The organism is Candidatus Lernaella stagnicola, from assembly GCA_030765525.1.
Taxonomy (GTDB): Bacteria; Lernaellota; Lernaellaia; order Lernaellales; family Lernaellaceae; genus Lernaella; species Lernaella stagnicola.
Genome location: JAVCCK010000034.1, coordinates 338,250 through 356,072 on the forward strand (window position 1 = coordinate 338,250; position 17,823 = coordinate 356,072).

A 17,823-nucleotide genomic window follows, 5' to 3' on the forward strand; every position below is an offset into this window, starting at 1 on the left:
GTCAGAATATGTATTTGACGACGTCGCCCGCGGTCATGCCGCAACCGCTGTCGTCGTCATCGTCATCGTCACCGGCCGTATCATTGTCATCGTTATCATCGTTGTCGTCGTTGTCGTCGTTGTCGTCGTTATCATCGTTGTCGTCGTTGTCATCGTTGTCGTCGTTGTCATCATTGTTGTCGTTGTCATCGTTGTCATCATTATCGTCGTCGTCATCGTCGTCGCCGCCGCCAAAATAGTCGACCAGGAACTCATAGGACTCAACCATGTCCAACCGCCCGTTGCCGTAGGTGTTATCGTCACCGGCGGTTCCGAGGTCATAAGCCCCGTAGTAGAGCGCCATTTTGATTTCATCCGGCGTGGCATCCGGGAAGGCCTGACGAAGCAGTAAGACGCCGCCGGACACGTGCGGTGCCGACATCGACGTGCCGCTCATGTATTGGTAGCCGCCGCCCGGTTTGGCGCTTCGTACATCGACGCCGACCGCGCTGATTTCCGGTTTGATCGAGTAACCGTCGCAATCGGAGGGACCGCGACTGGAAAAACTGGCGATCGTGGCGTTGTTTTGCTCCAACGCGCCCACCGAAAACACGGTCCACGAACTTGCGACCCGGTTGGCGGGCGAGCCGATGGTTTGGCTTCCCGGTCCGGAGTTTCCGGCTGAAAAGACCACTACGACTCCAGCCGCTTCGGCCGCGTCGATCGCCGTGTTGAAGTCACCGCGGCAGGAACCGTAGTAACTTTGAGTCAATCCCCAACTGTTGTTGCAGACGTCGGGCACGTCTTCGACCGTCGCGGGGTTGCCGTCCGGATCGACCATCCATTGGAACGCGGCGACGGCGTCGGAAAAGATGTTGCCACCGGTGTCGATGGTTTTGGCGCCGATCCACTTCGCGCCGGGCGCCATGCCGACTTGGTTGCCGGAACCGTCGTCACCGACCATCGTGCCCAACGTGTGGGTGCCGTGTTCGTTGCAGCTCCACCAGGAGGGGCAGGATTCGCTCGGGAAGGTTTCGTTATCCAGCGGATCGAACCAGGCTTCGCCCGCCGGTACACCGGCATCAAGTCCCCGCCAGCGGCCGGCAAAGGCGGCGTGCGAGCCGTCCGCGCCCGTGTCCTGATCGCAGGCCAGAGCGCCGGAGCCGTCGATGCCCAACGCCCACAATTCGGGGGCGCGCGAAGAGGTAATGCCGCTCTCTACCGCAGCGACGGCCCGCGGCGTATCAGCATGGATTTCGGTCGGATCGACAAGCGCGATCTCGTAATCGTTGTAAACCGAAGCGACCGCCGGATGCTCGGCGATCAACAGGACGAAACCCGGTTTGGCCTGGATCGCAAAGGCATTAGCGATCCAAAACGCCTTGAATTCTTTGACCAGGCCATTGGCGCGATGGATTTGCAGCATTTCAAGAATCGGACCTTGCGTGAGGTCGGCCGTTTCATGAAGGCGCGAAATCACTTCGAAATGGCGTTGCGCGCGATCGCCGCCGGCCAATTCCGCTTCTGCCAGGGCGGTCTGGAGGTCGGCTTGCTCTTTCAATACGACGTAGATGTTGACGTACTCCTCGGCATCGGCCGCGTCGATTTGATCGGACAACGTGGGGTCCAACCAAGCCGCCTGCGCGGCGGGCGCGAGGGCCAGCGTCAACAAGACCAGTAGGAAGGGTACAGTATAAGCAAATACTTTCATCGAAAGACTCCCTCGGATATTCGTTTTCGCCGGTTGCGATCGCATCGCTGAGGTAGGACACACGCTGTCCCGTTTCCGGAACCGGCCTGCGTGCGTAGCGCCGAATCTCTGAACCGACTTGCAGAAAAAGATAAACACTCATTCGCTGATTATCAGAAAAAATCTCGCGCGTCGAGATACAATTTCACGAGTCAAAGTAAGGCGGTGGAATCGCGACGACGCGCCCCGCGCGGGGTAACTTGCAATGCGACCGAAATCCTCTACGATCCGCCCGATGGAACAGTGGGACGTAATCATAGTCGGCGGCGGGGCTGCCGGACTCGTGGCGGCGGGCGCGGCATCGCGCGGCGGCGCCCAGACGCTCGTGTTGGAAAAAGCCCACCGCGTCGCCAGAAAAGTGGGCATCACCGGCAAGGGCCGCTGCAACGTGACCACCACGTGGTCGATGGCTGAAGCGCCGGCGGCGTATCCGCGGGGCGGAGATTTTCTACGCAACTGCTTCAGTCGCTTCTACGCCCCCGACGTTATCGAAATTTTGGAACGACGCGGCGTGCCCTGCGCCACCGAACGCGGGCGGCGGGTGTTCCCGGAATCCGGAGAGGCGCGCGATGTCGTCAACGCGCTGTATCGCTACGCCCGCAGTGAAGGCGCAGCGGTTCGCACCAAAGCCCGGGTGATATCCATCGACACCGACCCGGTGGCTTTTCGGCTGCAAACCCAGGGCGAGGAATTGCACGCCCGCCGGGTAATTATCGCGACCGGGGGCAAGAGTTACCCCAAGACCGGCTCGACCGGCGACGGCTACCAACTCGCGCAGAAGTTCGGCCACCACATCCTACCGCCGCGTCCCGCCCTCGTGCCGCTGGTGATCGAGGCGTTGCCCGTGTCGATCGACTTGTTGCTGCACAACGTGGGCGTCAGCCTGTGGGATGGATCGCGAAAAGTCGCCGATGGTTTCGGTGAAGCGCACTTGCGGACGCGCTGGTTGGGTGGCGCGATTCCGCTCGACCTCTCACGCGATATTATGGACCTTCACGCGCCCCACATCGCCATTGATTGGAAACCGGGGCTCGGGCCGGACAAGCTCGACGCTCGTTTGCGGCGCGACCTCGATGGCAACGGCAAGCAGCCCCTGCAACGGGTGCTGGACGGTTTGTTGCCGCAAGCCGCGATCCCGATCTTTGTCTCGTTGCTTGGCCTGGACGTGGGAAAGAAGTGCGCCGAGGTCGGCAAGAAAACACGGCTGGCGTTGGGCTCGCTGCTTAAAGACATGCGCCTGCGCGTCATCGGCACGCGGGGATTCGACGAGGCGCTGATCACCGCCGGCGGCGTGGCGTTGGAGGAAATCGATCCCATCAGCCTGGAAAGCCGCCTCGTGCCGGGGCTGCATTTTGCCGGCGAAGTGCTGGACGTGGACGGCATCACCGGTGGGTTTAACCTTCAAGCCGCCTTTTCAACCGGTTACGTAGCCGGGACCGCGGCGGCGGAGAAGCTGCGATGACGCGCCCGTGGATCAGAGACTTCACGATCGATGAACTCGCCGCGGCGTTCGTGGAGATGGGTGAACAATCGTTCCGTGCGCGGCAGGTGTTCCGCTGGCTTTACAAAGACGACGTCGAATCCTTTGACGAAATGACGGATCTATCGTGCGAGCTACGCGCAAAACTGGCCGAGAAATTTCACATCGGCCGTCTCCCGGTTGTCGACGAAATGGTTGGCGAGGACGGGACGCGCAAAATCGTACTCGAACTAGCCGACGGTCACCGTATTGAATGCGTGTTGATCCCCGAAACGCGACGTCTGACCGTGTGCGTCTCCAGCCAGGTCGGCTGCCGCTGGGGCTGCGGCTTTTGTCGCACCGGGCAGATGGGCTTTATACGGGATCTGACGGCGGGTGAAATCGTCGAGCAATACCTCGCCGCCCAGCGAATCGCCGGCGATCGCCGCGTGAGCAACGTCGTGCTGATGGGCATGGGCGAGCCTTTGGACAACCTGGACCACGTGACGCGCGCGATTGAGATTTTCTACGCCGATCACGGCGTCAATCTCAGCCCGCGCAAGGTGACGCTGTCCACCGTCGGTATTGTGCCGCAGTTGCCGAAGCTCGCGCTGCGGGTCGACGTCAGCTTGGCCGTCAGCCTACATGCCGCCGACGATGAAACCCGAAGCCAACTCGTGCCGGCCAATCGAAAGTGGCCGCTGCGGGAACTCATCGATGCCTGCCGAGTATTCCCGATGTCGCACCGGCGTCGCGTCACCTTCGAGTACGCGTTGATTGCCGGCGTCAACGATTCCGACGACGACGCGGAACGCCTCGTGCGCCTGGTGGGCGACCTGCGGCCCAAGGTCAATTTGATTGCCGTCAATCCGTCCGACGAGCAATTCGCTGCTCCCACCGAGGAGCGCGTTCGTCGCTTTCAAGAAATTCTCCGCGACCACAACATCACCTGCATGGTCCGCAAGCCGCGCGGTCGTGACATTCTCGCCGCGTGCGGTCAGTTGGCCGCGCCACGTTGCGACGCCGAAACCTGAAGACCTGCTTCCGTTTCCCGCCTCGTCGGCTTACCATGAGCATTCCACTTGAGGGGGTGCGATGAAACGGCGCGAACCCGGCCGCGTTATGCTGGTCGGATTTGAAGGAACGCAGGTCAACGAGCAGGTCCGCGAACTGTTGAAGTTCGGCGTCGGCGGTTTCGTCCTATTTCGCCGCAATCTGGAAAGTGCCGAACAAACAGCGGGCCTGATTGCCGAAATCCGATCCCTGGCCGAAACCCGTCGGTTGCTTTTCGCCATCGACGAAGAAGGCGGGCGCGTGCAGCGCTTGCGCGAGTTCGGCACCGCGTGGCCTCCGGCAAGGGTGATCGGCGCGGCGGCGGACGCCGAGCCGGTGCGACAATTCGGCGCGGCGCTGGGAACCGAGTTGCGCGCCCTGGGCTTCGATATTGATTTTGCGCCGGTGGTCGACGTCGATTCCAATGCGGGCAACCCGGTGATCGGCGACCGAAGCTTCGGTAGCGATCCGGAGACGGTAGCGGATTTGACTGAGGCCTTTATCCGGGCGATTCAGGGGCAGGGCGTTGCCGCGTGCGCGAAGCATTTTCCGGGTCACGGCGATACCGTCGCTGACAGCCACTACGAGTTGCCGGTCGTCCGCCACGATCGAGAACGTTTGGAACAAGTGGAATGGGTTCCTTTTCGGCGGGCGGTGGCGGCGGGCGTGCAAGGTGTGATGACAGCGCACTTAGTCGCCGAGAAAATCGATCCGGCCACTCCGGCGACAATGTCACCGCACCTTTTAGGCCTGTTGCGGAACGAAATCGGCTTTCCGGGAGTCATCTTCTCCGACGACCTGGAAATGCGGGCCATTGCCGACAACTACGATGTCGGCGAAGCGGCTTTGTCGGCGGCGCGGGCGGGGTGCGACATGCTTTTGATCTGCCTCGAGATGGATATGCAGGAAGCCGTGTTTCGGGCGTTGTACGATGGCCCCCGGCGCGGTGTGTTGCCGGCCGAGCGGATGGGGCAGATGGAGCAACGGCTCGACCGCCTGGCGGCGTGGCTGCCCGTGCCCGCCACAGGTGATTTATCCGTCGTCGGATGCCAGGCGCATCGAGCCTTATCGCGTGAGATTGCCGCCCGGCCACCGGACGGCTTGACGGGACAGAACACGGGGTCTAAGCAGACATAAACCGGAGCCGAAGAAGCGATGTACACAAACCGCCCGACTTTTGCCTGGATCGACCTCGACGCGCTTGAATACAATTTTCGCGCCTTGCGCAAACGCGTCGGTGCCGACATTGCCATTCTCGCCGTCGTCAAAGCGGACGCTTACGGCCACGGCGCGATTCCCGTCGCCACGACCTTGGAGCGGCACGGCGCCGATTGTTTCGGCGTCGCCTTCGTCGAGGAAGGCATGGAGTTGCGCAATGGCGGCATCTCCAAGCCGATTCTGATATTGGGCGGTATCTACCCGGGCGAAGCGCTCAAAGCCCACACGCACGGCCTGACCCCGGTGGTCGTCTCCTTGGAACGCGGTCTGGAATTGGCGCGTGAAGCCACGGACCTGGGGCTGAAAATCAAAGTGCACGTCAAAGTCGACACAGGCATGACGCGCCTGGGCATACCGGTGCGCGAAGCCGTGGAAGGCATCTTGCGCCTGGCGCGCGAACCCGTGCTGGAAATCGAGGGATTGCTCAGTCACTTTGCCACCGTCAGCCCGAATCTCGGGCCGGATTACTGGGACCAACTGGCCAAATTCCGCGGCGTGGTCGATCAACTCCAGTCAAAAGGAGTCGATCCGCCGATCAAGCACATGTCGGCGTCCACGGCGATCCTCGGTGCGCCCAAGCCGCCCTTCAACATGGTGCGTCCGGGTATCATGCTGCTGGGCGCGACAAAAATGCCGGGTTTTGAAAAGGTGATGGACCTACGCCCGGTGTTTCGCTTCACGACGCAAATCATCCGCCTCAGCCGCGTGCCGGTGGGAACGCCCATCAGCTACGGCGGCAAATTCGTCACGCAGCGGGAAAGTATGATCGCCACATTGCCGGTCGGTTATGCCGACGGCCTCAACCGCCTTCTGTCCAACCGCGGCTCCGCGCTCGTGCGCGGCAAACGCGCGCCGATCGTAGGCGCCGTGTGCATGGACCTTTGCATGCTCGACGTTACCGATATTCCCAGCGCGGCCAACGGCGACGAAGTGGTGTTCATCGGGCGGCAGGGCGACGAAGAGATCAGGTCGGAAGAAGTAGCCGAGTTGTGCAATACGATTCCATACGAGATATTCTGTAATATCAACCACCGGGTGGGACGCATTTATGTCAAGCGAAACGGCGGCGATTCTTACGCGTCCGTTTGAGCGTCTCGGCGCCAGCCTGCTACGCTTTGTCGAGCAGGTGGGGGCGATCACGCTCATTTTCGTGTTGGCGATGAAATGGCTGCCCCGCCGTCCCTTCCGGTTCAAGCTACTCATCAAGCAATTCGATTTCATCGGCGTGCAGTCGACCTTCATCATTTTCTTGACCAGCCTTTTCACCGGCGGCGTGTTTTCGCTGCAAAGTTCCCAAGCGTTCCGCTTGTTTGAAGCCAACACGATGGTCGGGCCGACGGTCGTGCTGGCCTTGACGCGTGAACTGGGACCGGTGCTTACGGCGTTGATGGTTATCGGCCGCGTCGGCTCGAGTATGGCCGCCGAAATCGGCACGATGCGCGTTACCGAGCAGATCGATGCGCTCGAAACCATGGCGGTCAGCCCCATCCACTACCTCGTGGTGCCGCGGTTGATCGCCTCGGTCATCATGATGCCGATGCTCACGACCTTGTTCGACTTCATCGGCACGATGGGTTCGTACTTCGTGACGACGGTTTTGCTGAGCATCCCGTCCGATGAGTTCGTCGAGCAGGTCGTGTACTACGTCGATTTCGACGACTTTTACATCGGTATCGTCAAGGCGGCCGTCTTTGGGCTGATTATGGCCACGATTGGTTGTTACAAAGGCTATTACACGAGCGGCGGCGCCGAAGGGGTGGGGCGCGCAACGACCGAAAGCGTCGTGCTGGCTTCGGTGGCGGTGATGATCGCCAATTATTTCTTGACCGCGTTGATGTTCTAGGGAAGGGCGCTGTGATGGGCAAGATCGTGTTTGTCGTCAATCCAAATGCGGCCAACGGTACCGCGGCAGCACAATGGCCCCAGATCGCCGACATGGCTCAAAAGCGCCTCGGTACATTTGAAACCTTGTTCACCGAACGCGTCGGCCACGCGATGGAACTCGCCCGCGGTGCCGCGGCAGGCGGCGCGGACCTGATTGTCTCGGTCGGCGGCGACGGCACGATGAACGAGGTTGCCAACGGCCTGATGAACGAGGACGGCACACCGGTCAATCCGCAAATCGCCGTGGGACAAATTTCCATCGGTACCGGCGGCGACTTTCGCAAAACCACCGGTTTGCCCAAAGATATCGACGCGGCCTTCGACTGGCTGGTTGGCGACGCCGTCCGACCCATCGACGTGGGACGCATGGAAATGACCGGACACGACGGGGAACCGCAGGTCCGGTATTTCGTCAACATCGCGTCGGCCGGCATCGGCGGCGCGGTCGACGAGCGCGTCAACATGGCGACCAAAATCCTCGGCGGTTTCTTCTCGTTTTTCTGGGGAACGATCACGGCGATGCTGAGCTTCAAGAACGTGCCGATGCGCATCGTGCTCGACGACGAGCGCGACCTGGGCGAGCGGCGTGTGTTCAGCCTGGCCGTGGCCAACGGACGATTTTTCGGCGGCGGCATGCAGATGGCGCCCGGCGCGGACATGTCCGACGGCTTGTTTGACGTGGTGATCATCGGCGACGTCGACTGGAGCGAAAAGCTCTCTCAACTACCTAGGATTTACAGCGGCGCACACTTGGGTCACGAGAAGGTGGAAATCCATCGGGCGAAGAAGGTCGAAGCGATTTCCGACCACACTGCACTGCTGGATGTCGACGGCGAGGTGCCTGGTCGCCTGCCGACCACATTCACCATTTGCCCGGGTGCGCTCAAGTTTAAGGTCAAGCAGTAGAAGGAGTCACATCGTGTCCGAAAAACTCGACCTCACACGCAGCGAACAACTTTATGAAGAAGCGCGGAAACTCGTACCAGGCGGCATCCTGGGCATTCGTCGGCCCTACAATTTCGTTCCCGGCGAATACCCGGTATTTTTCGACCACGCTCTGGGCGGCCGGTGCTGGGACGTGGACGGCAACGAGTTCGTCGACATGCTGGCGGCCTACGGCCCGATTATCCTCGGCCATCGTGAAGCGGAAATCGACGCCGCCGTCGTCGAACAGATGGCCAAGGGCTTTTGCATGAACCTGGCCCAACCGCTGCAGAACCAATTAGCAGCTAAACTCATCGAATTGATTCCCTGCGCCGAAAAAGTTGTGCTGGTCAAAACCGGCAGCGACGCGACCACCGCGGCGATTCGCATTGCGCGCGGCGTCACGGGACGGCTGAAAGTCCTGCGCTGCGGCTACCACGGCTGGCACGACTGGTGCGTCGAGCAACGCGGCGGCATTCCGGAGAAGTACTACGAGGACACGCACGAGTTTCACTATAACGACATCGACGATCTCGACCGCCTGCTCGACCAATACCGCGACGATACGGCGGCGATCATCATCACCCCGCTCGGGCACCCGCTGGCGCATCCGATACAAGAGCCCGCCCCCGGTTTCCTCGAGGCCGTACGCGAGCGCGCCGATGCAGCGGGGATCGTGCTGATCTTCGACGAGGTGCGCACCGGCTTCCGCGTTGCCCTGGGCGGCGCGCAGGAGCGATACGGCGTCACTCCCGACCTGGCGACCTTCGGCAAAGCGATGGCCAACGGCTACCCGATCAGCGCCGTGGTCGGCAAAGCCGACTTCATGAATGTGGTCGAAGGCGGGGTATTCGTCTCCAGCACGTTTTTCCCCAACTCGTTGGAGATGGCCGCGGCGCTCAAGACCATCGAGATACTCGAACGCGAAAAAGCGCTCGACACCCTATGGGAACGGGGCGAAGCATTTCTCCGGCGGGTCGGCGAAGTGGTTGAGGCCTCCGGCGTGCCGGCTGAGCTTTCCGGCATTCCGCCGATGCCCTTCATTACCTTCCCGTCAGATCCCGACAAGAAATACAAGGCGCGACGGACCCTGTTCTACACCGAACTGATTCGCCGCGGCGTGTTCCTACAGCCCTATCACCACGGCTACTTGATGTGCCGCCACACGGAAGCCGATGTCGTCAAGGCCATCGACGCCATCGAGGAATCCCTGGCTGTGGTTCGGCGGGAAATACCGTAGCGAAAACGCGATTCGAGAAAACGGGTTCGAACCAAAGCGGCGGTTCAACTACTCGAGTACGGCCGTTGCTTCGAGTTCGACTTTCATTTCCGGTTGGATAAATGAGGCGACGCCCAGGGCGCTCATCGCCGGGTAGTGACGGCCTAGGTGCTTGCGGTAAACCGCGTTCAGGGCCGGCCGGGTGGCAAGGTATTCGTCCATATCGGTGACGTAGATCGTCAACCGCCCGATGTTATCCGCGCGGCCCCCGGCGGCTTTGACGACGGCCATCACGCGGCCGAGCGCAACGTCAAATTGTTCGACGAACGCTTCAGGCACCGTTCCCGTAGTCGTCTCGCCGCTTTGGCCCGCGACGAAAAGGATTCGCGAGCCCGGCATTTCGAAACCGTGGTTGTAGCCGCTGGGTTTAGGGATCGACGGCGGATTGTGAACCTTGCCGCTCACGTTTCTTTCCGTTGCAGAAGGCGATCGATGACGAAGCTGCACACGTGTTCGGCGTGGGTGCCGCGGCCGAAACCGGCGTCGTAGCCCAGTTCCAGCGCCAGTTTGTGATCGACCCGCGGTCCGCCGCACACCAGCACCCATTGTTCGCGGCATCCGGCGGCTTCGGCCATCTCGACAAAGCGCGTCAGGTTGTTTTTATGAAAACCTTTTTCCGTGACGACCTGGCTCACCAGCACGGCGTCGGCGTTTCGTTCCATCGCTTCGCGCAGCAGCGTTTCGGACGGCACCTGCGCACCGAGGTTTTTCGCTTCGACCATCACGAAGCGTTCCAGCCCGTAATGGCCGTCGTATCCTTTCATGTTCATGATCGCGTCGATGCCGACCGTGTGGGCGTCGGTGCCGATACATGCGCCGATGATCACCAGCTTGCGGCCGAAGTGCTTTTCGATGGCCTCGTTGCATTCCTGCCGGCTGCGGGCTTTCGTCGCGACCTTCTCAACGTGGATCTGCGTCATGTCGACGCCGTGTTGAGTGTGACCGTACACCACGAAAAACGAATAGCCGCCGAGGTCTTCGCTGTGTTGCACGGCGGCGTCGCGCAGGCCGAGTTCGCGCGCCAACAACCGCGCCGCTTCGATCGCCTCGGGGGTGAGCGGCACCGGCAGCGTGAAACTCATTTGGACGGCGCCGTCGTTCATCGCGTCGCCATAGGGCCGCACGTCGGCCAAATTCACCTGGCGAACCTTAGATTCGGGCATGGTTCTTCCTGAGCAAAGAGAACAAAGGATTAGCGTAGTCACGCGCTTTTTTCACGACACCGTCCGCGCCTTTGCCGCCCTCCGGTGGCCGCTGGATATCCGCGAAGCGTCCAGCCGCAATGGCCGAGAAAAGACCTTCGTCGCGGACCCGCTCCAGAAATTTAATGGCGTTGCCGAGCGTCTCGTCGGCGCGTCGGGCCAGCGGCGAATCGCTTTTCACTTCCAAACTGTCACCGAGTTCGCGGGCGGCGTTGAAGACCATGCTGGCGTTCTTGATGGCCAGCGCGCGGTCCATCAAGAAGGGCGTGTGCATCGCTTCGGTGAGCATACCGAGAAGCTGGATGCCCTGTCCCGTGACGACGCCGGCCAAATTGAACATCGTGTTCATTGCGTAGCCACGGAAAATGTCGCCGGTCATGTGCTTGGTCGGCGGCATATATTTGATGGGGTGGTGCGGAAAAACTTCGCGCACAAGCAGCGCTTGCGCCAGTTCCAGCACGAAACTGTTGGGCAGTTCGGGCTTGATTTCGAAAGCGTGACCCAGGCCGATCAACGTTGGGGTCAGGCCGGCGAAAACCGCGAAGCACTCGTTGATCAAATCGCTGGCCAGCACGGTGTGGGCGGCTTCGACGGCGTCGGTCGTTGTCAGGTAGTTGTCTTCGCCCGTGTTGATGACAATTTCGGAATGGGCGCTGATCATCCGCGAGAGGTGCTGGTCGACGAAAGTGCGCAGCGGATTGATGTCGCGGAACAGGATGCCGTACATGGAATCGTTGAGCATCATGTCCAGACGTTCGAGGCCGCCCATCGCCGCGATTTCCGGCATGCACAAACCCGACGCGTAATTCACCAGGCGAATATAGCGCCCCACCTCCCGCGATACGTCGTCGAGCGCCTCGCGCATCAGCGCAAAGTTAGCCTGCGTTGCGTACGTGCCGCCGAAACCTTCGGTCGTCACGCCTTCGGGCACATAATCCAACAGGCTTTGCGCCGTGCTGCGGATCACCGCTACGATATCCGCCCCCTGCCGGGCCGCCATCTGCGCTTGGGCGATGTCCTCGTGGATATTGCCCGTGGCGACGATGACGTACAGCCACGGCTGGGGGCCTTCGCCCAGTTCGGCAATCATGTCGCGGCGCAGCTTTCGCTGACGTGTAATACGCTTCAAGCCGTCGCTCAGACGGTCGCGGGCGGCATCGATCGACGCGCGGCGGTCCGCCATTTGGAAGTCCGACAAGTCGAGCTTCTTCTCCGAAACGCCTTGCGCCAGTTCGGCCAGGCTGAGGTCGCGCTCCGTAGCGGCGGCGAGCACGAGCGGGCTGATTCCCTCGGGCAAACGCGACCGCAAATGCCTGACCAGCACGTTGACGAGCGGCACACCGTCGGCGTCGGCACCTTCCAAGCCCATCAGGCGCAGCGTGGTGCGTTCGACGCTATCGGTCGTGTGGGAGATGCTCTGCTTCAGGACAGGTTCGGCGATCATCGCCGCCAACTCCCGTGCGTGGCGAATCTTCGACGGATCGAGGGCAAGACGCATCGCAAACCTCATGGAAATAACGCGGGTACCCGATGCCATGCTAGGCGTTGCGATTTTGTTGTCAATGCGCCGATTTTTCTGCCAAAATGGCTTAGCTTGTCACGCGAAACTGAATCCGAAGAGAAGCATATGACCCGCACCGCAATCCGAGCCGTCATACTCTTTTTTGTCATCACTCTGACCCTAGGCGCAATGGGCGCCGGGGTCTTCTTCGCGTGGGGGTGGCCCGAGCGGGGCGCGCCCGTGCCGCCGACCATGACGCTGATTCCGGCCGGCATGTTCATCTCGGGCTGCGACCATGAGAAGGATCCACAATGCACGGCCGATGACCCGCCCTTGACGACGGGATATTTGCCCGCGTTTTTCCTCGATCGGGTTGAGGTCACCGTGGCCGATTTCGCGCGATGTGTCGCCGCCGGTGAATGCGAGCCGCCGCCGGATGGTCAGGGATGTAACTACGGAATATCCGGTCGCGAGAATCACCCGGTCAATTGTGTCAACCAGTTACAGGGCCGCGAATACTGCGCCTTTGTCGGCAAGCGCTTGCCCACGGCGACTCTTTGGGAAAAAGCCGCCCGTGGTGTCGACGGCCGCATTTATCCCTGGGGCAACGAATTCAACCCGCGTTTCGGAAATTTCGGCGACGAGGGGCGGGCCGACGGTTTTACACATACCGCGCCGGTCGGTTCCTTTCCCGAAGGACGCGGCTCCTACGGCAACTTAGACTTAGCCGGCAACGTGGCGGAGTGGACGACGACGCGGCGTACGACCTACTACGATCCGGCGCGCCCGGCCGTCACCGGGCCGCAATACAAGGGGATTAGCGTGGTGCTTAAAGGCGGCTCGTTCATGGTGGAGCGCCCGGCGTTGCTGCGGATGGTCGGCAGCCCGAAAAGTCGTCCGGTGCGCTTTACGACGGTGCTTGGTTTTCGCTGCTTCCAGGCTACGTGGCGCTAGGGCTCCCGCCGCAATCCCGAAACCGCATCGAAGAGTGCTCGGTTACCGCAAACCTCGGCCAACGTCTCGAAAAACTCGCGCGCCTCGAATTGCCGGAAAATCCCCTGCGGATTCGACGCCACCGCGACTAGTCGCAGCGGCCATTCCACGTGAACGCTCGGGCAACGACGCTTGAGCCGCCGCCAGTGTTTCTCTTCAAAGAAAACCTTCGTGGCGTCCTCAAGGATGAGGGATTTTCCATCGAGATCGTCCAGGGCGTTGTCGACCATGGTGGCGGTCAACGGACCGCGGCAGAAGGCCGCTTCGGCGTCGGTAGGATTTCGATCCCACGTCGTGCCGTGGCGCCACCACCAACCCAAGTCCGCCGCGGGCCGCGCGCTCCAGCCGTATTTTGTGCCGGGGACATGATCGTCCGGCGAAAGACTCGGCAGGTCGAACAATTCGATCTGATAGGCGAGCCAGGACGCGGCGCGTTCCGGAGTCGTCGCCAGATCGGCGCTGACAACCAGGATGAAACGACCATCGGGTGCGACGGCGATTTGCGTACGGCGATCGAACGAGCCGTCGACAATCTCCAGGTGCGAGCCGTGGCGCTCTTTCAGTTGCCGGAGAGCGGTTTCCAACTGCGCGTTGTTGCCGGGGCCGATGAGTTCCACGTTGGCCTCCCGGACGGCCGCGCCGATCACCAAATCACCCAGCGCCGTGGGAAGTCCCAATTCCTGGACGAAGGAGACCGCTGATTTCAGTTTGTCGAATAGCGGTTTCGTGGTGACGAAAAGGTTACCCGGCAGCAATCGGACCGGTGGTTTCGGATGGCGGTACACGACGTCTTCGGGCTCGCCGTCGCGGCCGATCGTCAGGAGAGAAGTTCGCTTGTTCGGCAGGCGTCCGAAGAACTCACCGTTGAGGAAATTGAGTACCGTCGTTTTGCCGGCGTTTTTGCATGAGCCGACCAAAAACAGCGGTCCGGCTTCGCCGGTGAGGGCGTCCCAAAGTCTCAATCGTCGTCCAAATCCCGATAACTCGGTTCGATCGCGAAATGCGAATCACGCAGCAAGCGCGAAGGACCCAGATTGTTCTGGTATTTCGGATCATTCGTGGCCGGGTCGTGTTCCATCGTCGGCGGATGGTCGACCGGCTCGGGGTAGACCGTGATTTGACCTTCGTAGTTGCGGAAAATGACCTTGTTGTCGCTGCGGGAGAGCACATACTGCGGCCCGACCGGCACTTTGCCGCCACCGGCGGGACAATCCACGACGTAGGTCGGCACGCCCAACCCGGAGGTGTGGCCGCGCAGCGCCTCGATGATCTCGATCCCTTTGCCGATGCTCGTTCGAAAGTGGCTGATGCCCACCGATAGGTCGCACTGGTAGAGGTAATAAGGCCGCACGCGCGCTTTGAGCAATTCGTGTACGAGCTTTTTCATCACACCGGGCGAGTCGTTCACGCCCGCCAACAGTACCGATTGATTGCCCAGCGGGAAGCCGGCATCGGCTAGGCCTTCGCAAGCCGCCACCGCCTCGGGTGTCAGCTCTTTGTAATGGTTGAAGTGCGTATTTATATAGATCGGCTGGTACTTGCGCATCATCTTCAGCAAACTGGGTGTGATGCGAAACGGATTGACGACCGGCGCGCGCGTTCCCAGGCGCAAAATTTCGACGTGGGGAATGTCGCGTAGGCGGCGAAGGATTTTTTCCAATTTCGCTTCGTTGAGCGTCAGCGGATCGCCGCCGGACAACACGATGTCGCGTACCTGAGGACGAGCCGCGATGGCCGCCACCTGTTGATCGATAATCTCATCGTCGAAGGCCGCGTCGACTTCTCCCACTTTGCGGCGCCGCGTGCAGTGACGGCAGTACATGTTGCAGACTTCGGTCAGCAGCATCAGCACGCGATCGGGGTACCGATAAGTCAGATGCGGTGCGATGGTGTCGCGATCCTCGTCGAGCGGATCGGTGAGATCTTCCGGCGCCTTCATGAGTTCGTAGGCCGACGGAACGGCCTGCAAGCGCACCGGACAATGCGGATTCGTGATGTCGATCAAGCTGGCGTAGTAGGGCGTGATAGCCATTCGAAAATGGGTTAACACACGATCGATTTGTTCGGTTTCCACGGTGGGAATTTCCGGAAACACTTTCCGCAACTGGTCGACAGTGGTGATGCGGTGGCGCATCTGCCACTTCCAATCTGTCCAGTCTTTATCCGCTACGTCGTGCCAGAAGGTGCCGCGCGTCACAATATTCATCAGTCCACTCTCATTTCGCATACCGCTCGGTATAAACGCGGCGGATGTAATCAGATTCGCGTAAAAGGCTAAGCGTGATCGCCGCATGACCGCGCGTGTAGCCGTTGCCGATGATCATCGTCACATCTTTGCCGATGCCCTCGGCGCCAAGAGCCGCTTTAGTGAAACTCGTCGCCATCGAGAAAAAGTATACCAGACCACCATCCTTGCAGGGCAAAATCGAGCCCATCTCGCAATTTTCGCGGCTGACACAATTGATGACCACGTCGGCCAACTCACCGTCGGTAACCTGCTCCACGGCGGCCAACATGCCCAGCGCGTCGTCGGCGTTCGCCATGATGACTTCATCCACGAATCCCGAGTCGCGCACTACGGCCACGGCTTCCTCGCGCCGCACACTGCCGATCACCCGCCCGGTGACGCCCGCGCGCTTGCGGGCTTCGTAACAGCAAAGCAGACCGCTCTTCCCGTTCGCGCCGATCACCAAAACCGTATCGCCCGGCTTGACCAGCTTCGCCGTTTGCGCCGGGGCCCCCGCGACGTCCAGCACGGCCAGCGCGAGCTTCTCGTCGATATCCGCCGGCAACTTGGCCCACACGGCGCTTTCAAACAGGATGGCCTGGCCGACAATATCGACCTGGTCGTTCTCACGACGGATGGCGACGAACTCGTCGATGCGCAGCGGCGTCAGGCTGAGGCTCACGAGGCTGGCGATCTTGTCGCCGACCTGCAAATCGATTTTATCCTCCAACGCCTTCCCGATCCGCGCGACACGGCCGATGAACATGCCGCCCGAGCCCGTCCACGGATTGCGATGCTTGCCTTGCTTGGCGACGATCTGGGTCATGATCCGCTTGATTTCCTCGTCGTCGTCGCCGGCTTTGTCGAGGATGACTTTGAAACTCGCGGAGTCGATGTTAAGCGTGATGACGTCGCAGAGAATCTCGTTGTCGTAGATCTCCGACATGTCGTTATCGAGGCGCTCGGCGGGTTGAGGCACCACGCCCTGGGGTTCGATCACGCGGTGGATTCCGTAACGATTGCCGTGTTTCTGCATTACGAACTCCTTATGCGGGCCACTCCCAGCAGGGCGGCCGCGTCGTCGACCGTCGCCATCTCGTGGCCCATTTCCTTGATGAATAGCGCCGCCCGCTCCACCAACTCAGCGTTGCTGTCGGCGACGACGCCTTTGCGCACGTAGATGTTGTCCTCGAAGCCCACTCGCACGTGACCGCCAAGCAGGATGCTCCCCGGCGTCATGAAGGCGAAGCCGCGCCCGCCCACGCCGATACCTGTCCACAGCGAATCCGGCGGCAGGGCGTCGATCATTGCCATCAACGACTTGATGTCCGCCGGCAACCCGCCGGGCACGCCCATCACGAAGCTGAAGTTGTAGGGCGGGGTGAGTAGGCCCTCGGCAATGAGTTGCCGCGCGTTGTGCACGTGGCCCAGGTCGAAACATTCCAGCGTCGGCTTGGTGCCCGCGGCCCGCATGCGCTCGGCGTACATGCGCATCTGCGGCAGGCTGTTGGGCAGTATTTCGTCGCTGAAATTGACCGAGCCGCAATCCAGGCTCGCCAGCGTCGGTTTCAGTTCGATCGGTTGCAGGCGTTCCTCGTCGCTCATGCCCACTGCGCCGCCGGTCGTCGTTTCAATGAGGATCGGGCACGCGGCTTCGATCGCGGCGATGGCCTCGGCGAAGACGGTTTCGTCGTTGGTGGGTGTGCCGTCGGGATGTCGCACGTGCAGATGCAGGATCGCGGCTCCCGCCTCGTACACGCGCTTGGCTTCAGCGGCGAGTTCTTCGGCCGTGTGGGGTAGGCCGGGGCACTTTTCACGGGTGGTTTCCGCGCCGGTCAGCGCGCACGTAATCATTCGTTTCGCCATCGGACGCTCCTTGCCTGCTGGCCGGACGCCGGGGGATACTACTGCCGCCCCCGGGGCCTTACAAGCCCTCGCGTCGCTTACCGAGCGTCACTCAGGCCCACGCGTGCCGACGGGAAGAACGAATAGACCAAAAGAAGTCCCGTTCTTCTGTATGATTGAAATCGATTCGTCGCGCCCTTTGTCATCCTCGAGCGCAGCGAAGAATATTTCCCTCTTTCCATGGGAGCGGGGCGGCCGTAGGCCGGAGTGCGGACAGCGTTTTCGACGAAAAGGCCATCCGAATCATCCGCCGTCGAATAGCCCTTTGGCAAATCAGATTATATTGTGATATAAAATAGTTAAAAGAATATCCTTCCTTATATTGTGTCAACCGGATTGAGGATAGGCGGGGACTTATGAAAGCAAGAATACTAATTGCGCAAATAATTGTGTTGATTCTTTTCTCTTTTCTCCTCGTCTCCTGCGCCGGTGACGACAATGACGATGAC

General features: G+C 60.9%; 16 protein-coding genes. 8 read left to right on the forward strand and 8 right to left on the reverse strand.

Features of this window, described 5'->3' with window-relative positions:
- Position 1 precedes the first annotated feature (1 nt).
- A complete protein-coding gene (locus P9L99_16160; GenBank protein MDP8224894.1) occupies positions 2-1,690 on the reverse strand; it encodes a S8 family serine peptidase in 1,689 nt (562 codons plus the stop codon).
- 244 nt (positions 1,691-1,934) lie between these two features.
- Here P9L99_16160 and P9L99_16165 point away from each other — a divergent pair, with 244 nt between their 5' ends.
- From P9L99_16165 to P9L99_16195, 7 genes are all read left to right on the forward strand, one after another.
- Positions 1,935-3,191, forward strand: coding sequence for an aminoacetone oxidase family FAD-binding enzyme (locus P9L99_16165; GenBank protein MDP8224895.1), 1,257 nt, complete (start codon positions 1,935-1,937; stop codon positions 3,189-3,191).
- On the forward strand, positions 3,188-4,222 hold the full coding sequence (gene rlmN, locus P9L99_16170) for a 23S rRNA (adenine(2503)-C(2))-methyltransferase RlmN (GenBank protein ID MDP8224896.1): 1,035 nt from the start codon (positions 3,188-3,190) through the stop codon (positions 4,220-4,222). Before P9L99_16165 ends, rlmN begins: the two co-directional genes overlap by 4 nt.
- 61 nt (positions 4,223-4,283) lie before the next feature.
- Positions 4,284-5,378 (forward strand): beta-N-acetylhexosaminidase, encoded by a 1,095-nt coding sequence (nagZ, locus tag P9L99_16175; GenBank protein ID MDP8224897.1) that lies wholly within the window; start codon positions 4,284-4,286, stop codon positions 5,376-5,378.
- An 18-nt stretch (positions 5,379-5,396) separates the two neighbouring features.
- Positions 5,397-6,548, forward strand: a complete 1,152-nt coding sequence (gene alr / locus P9L99_16180; protein ID MDP8224898.1) for an alanine racemase — start codon at positions 5,397-5,399, stop codon at positions 6,546-6,548.
- A complete protein-coding gene (locus P9L99_16185) occupies positions 6,508-7,302 on the forward strand; it encodes an ABC transporter permease (protein MDP8224899.1) in 795 nt (264 codons plus the stop codon). The genes alr and P9L99_16185 overlap by 41 nt, the downstream gene beginning before the upstream one ends.
- A gap of 14 nt (positions 7,303-7,316) precedes the next feature.
- Positions 7,317-8,249 carry a diacylglycerol kinase family lipid kinase gene (locus P9L99_16190; protein MDP8224900.1) on the forward strand — a complete coding sequence of 311 codons (933 nt, stop codon included), beginning with the start codon at positions 7,317-7,319 and terminating at the stop codon, positions 8,247-8,249.
- Between the two features lie 13 nt (positions 8,250-8,262).
- Positions 8,263-9,507, forward strand: a complete 1,245-nt coding sequence (locus P9L99_16195; protein MDP8224901.1) for an aminotransferase class III-fold pyridoxal phosphate-dependent enzyme — start codon at positions 8,263-8,265, stop codon at positions 9,505-9,507.
- A 48-nt stretch (positions 9,508-9,555) separates the two neighbouring features.
- Here P9L99_16195 and P9L99_16200 read toward each other — a convergent pair whose 3' ends face one another.
- The 3 genes from P9L99_16200 to P9L99_16210 are packed head-to-tail and all read right to left on the reverse strand — an operon-like array spanning position 9,556 to position 12,246.
- Positions 9,556-9,951 carry a RidA family protein gene (locus P9L99_16200; protein MDP8224902.1) on the reverse strand — a complete coding sequence of 132 codons (396 nt, stop codon included), beginning with the start codon at positions 9,949-9,951 and terminating at the stop codon, positions 9,556-9,558.
- The gene (locus P9L99_16205) at positions 9,948-10,709 is read right to left on the reverse strand and encodes an OAM dimerization domain-containing protein (protein ID MDP8224903.1); all 762 of its coding nucleotides are present in this window, start codon (positions 10,707-10,709) and stop codon (positions 9,948-9,950) included. Before P9L99_16205 ends, P9L99_16200 begins: the two co-directional genes overlap by 4 nt.
- Positions 10,696-12,246 carry a lysine 5,6-aminomutase subunit alpha gene (locus P9L99_16210; protein ID MDP8224904.1) on the reverse strand — a complete coding sequence of 517 codons (1,551 nt, stop codon included), beginning with the start codon at positions 12,244-12,246 and terminating at the stop codon, positions 10,696-10,698. The genes P9L99_16205 and P9L99_16210 overlap by 14 nt, the downstream gene beginning before the upstream one ends.
- A 129-nt stretch (positions 12,247-12,375) precedes the next feature.
- Between P9L99_16210 and P9L99_16215 the strand changes: the two genes are divergently transcribed.
- The gene (locus P9L99_16215; GenBank protein ID MDP8224905.1) at positions 12,376-13,203 is read left to right on the forward strand and encodes an SUMF1/EgtB/PvdO family nonheme iron enzyme; all 828 of its coding nucleotides are present in this window, start codon (positions 12,376-12,378) and stop codon (positions 13,201-13,203) included.
- Here P9L99_16215 and P9L99_16220 read toward each other — a convergent pair.
- Genes P9L99_16220 through P9L99_16235 form a run of 4 tightly spaced genes read right to left on the reverse strand, consistent with a single transcriptional unit; the run spans position 13,200 to position 17,335 of the window.
- Entirely contained in the window at positions 13,200-14,204 is a 1,005-nt protein-coding gene (locus tag P9L99_16220; GenBank protein MDP8224906.1) for a hypothetical protein, read from the reverse strand. The two genes, P9L99_16215 and P9L99_16220, sit on opposite strands and share 4 nt — an antisense overlap.
- A complete protein-coding gene (gene ablA / locus P9L99_16225) occupies positions 14,201-15,448 on the reverse strand; it encodes a lysine 2,3-aminomutase (GenBank protein ID MDP8224907.1) in 1,248 nt (415 codons plus the stop codon). Before ablA ends, P9L99_16220 begins: the two co-directional genes overlap by 4 nt.
- A gap of 10 nt (positions 15,449-15,458) precedes the next feature.
- Complete coding sequence (locus P9L99_16230; GenBank protein ID MDP8224908.1) at positions 15,459-16,505, reverse strand: L-erythro-3,5-diaminohexanoate dehydrogenase; 1,047 nt, start codon at positions 16,503-16,505, stop codon at positions 15,459-15,461.
- Positions 16,505-17,335, reverse strand: coding sequence for a 3-keto-5-aminohexanoate cleavage protein (locus tag P9L99_16235; protein MDP8224909.1), 831 nt, complete (start codon positions 17,333-17,335; stop codon positions 16,505-16,507). The genes P9L99_16230 and P9L99_16235 overlap by 1 nt, the downstream gene beginning before the upstream one ends.
- Between the last annotated feature and the right edge of the window lie 488 nt (positions 17,336-17,823).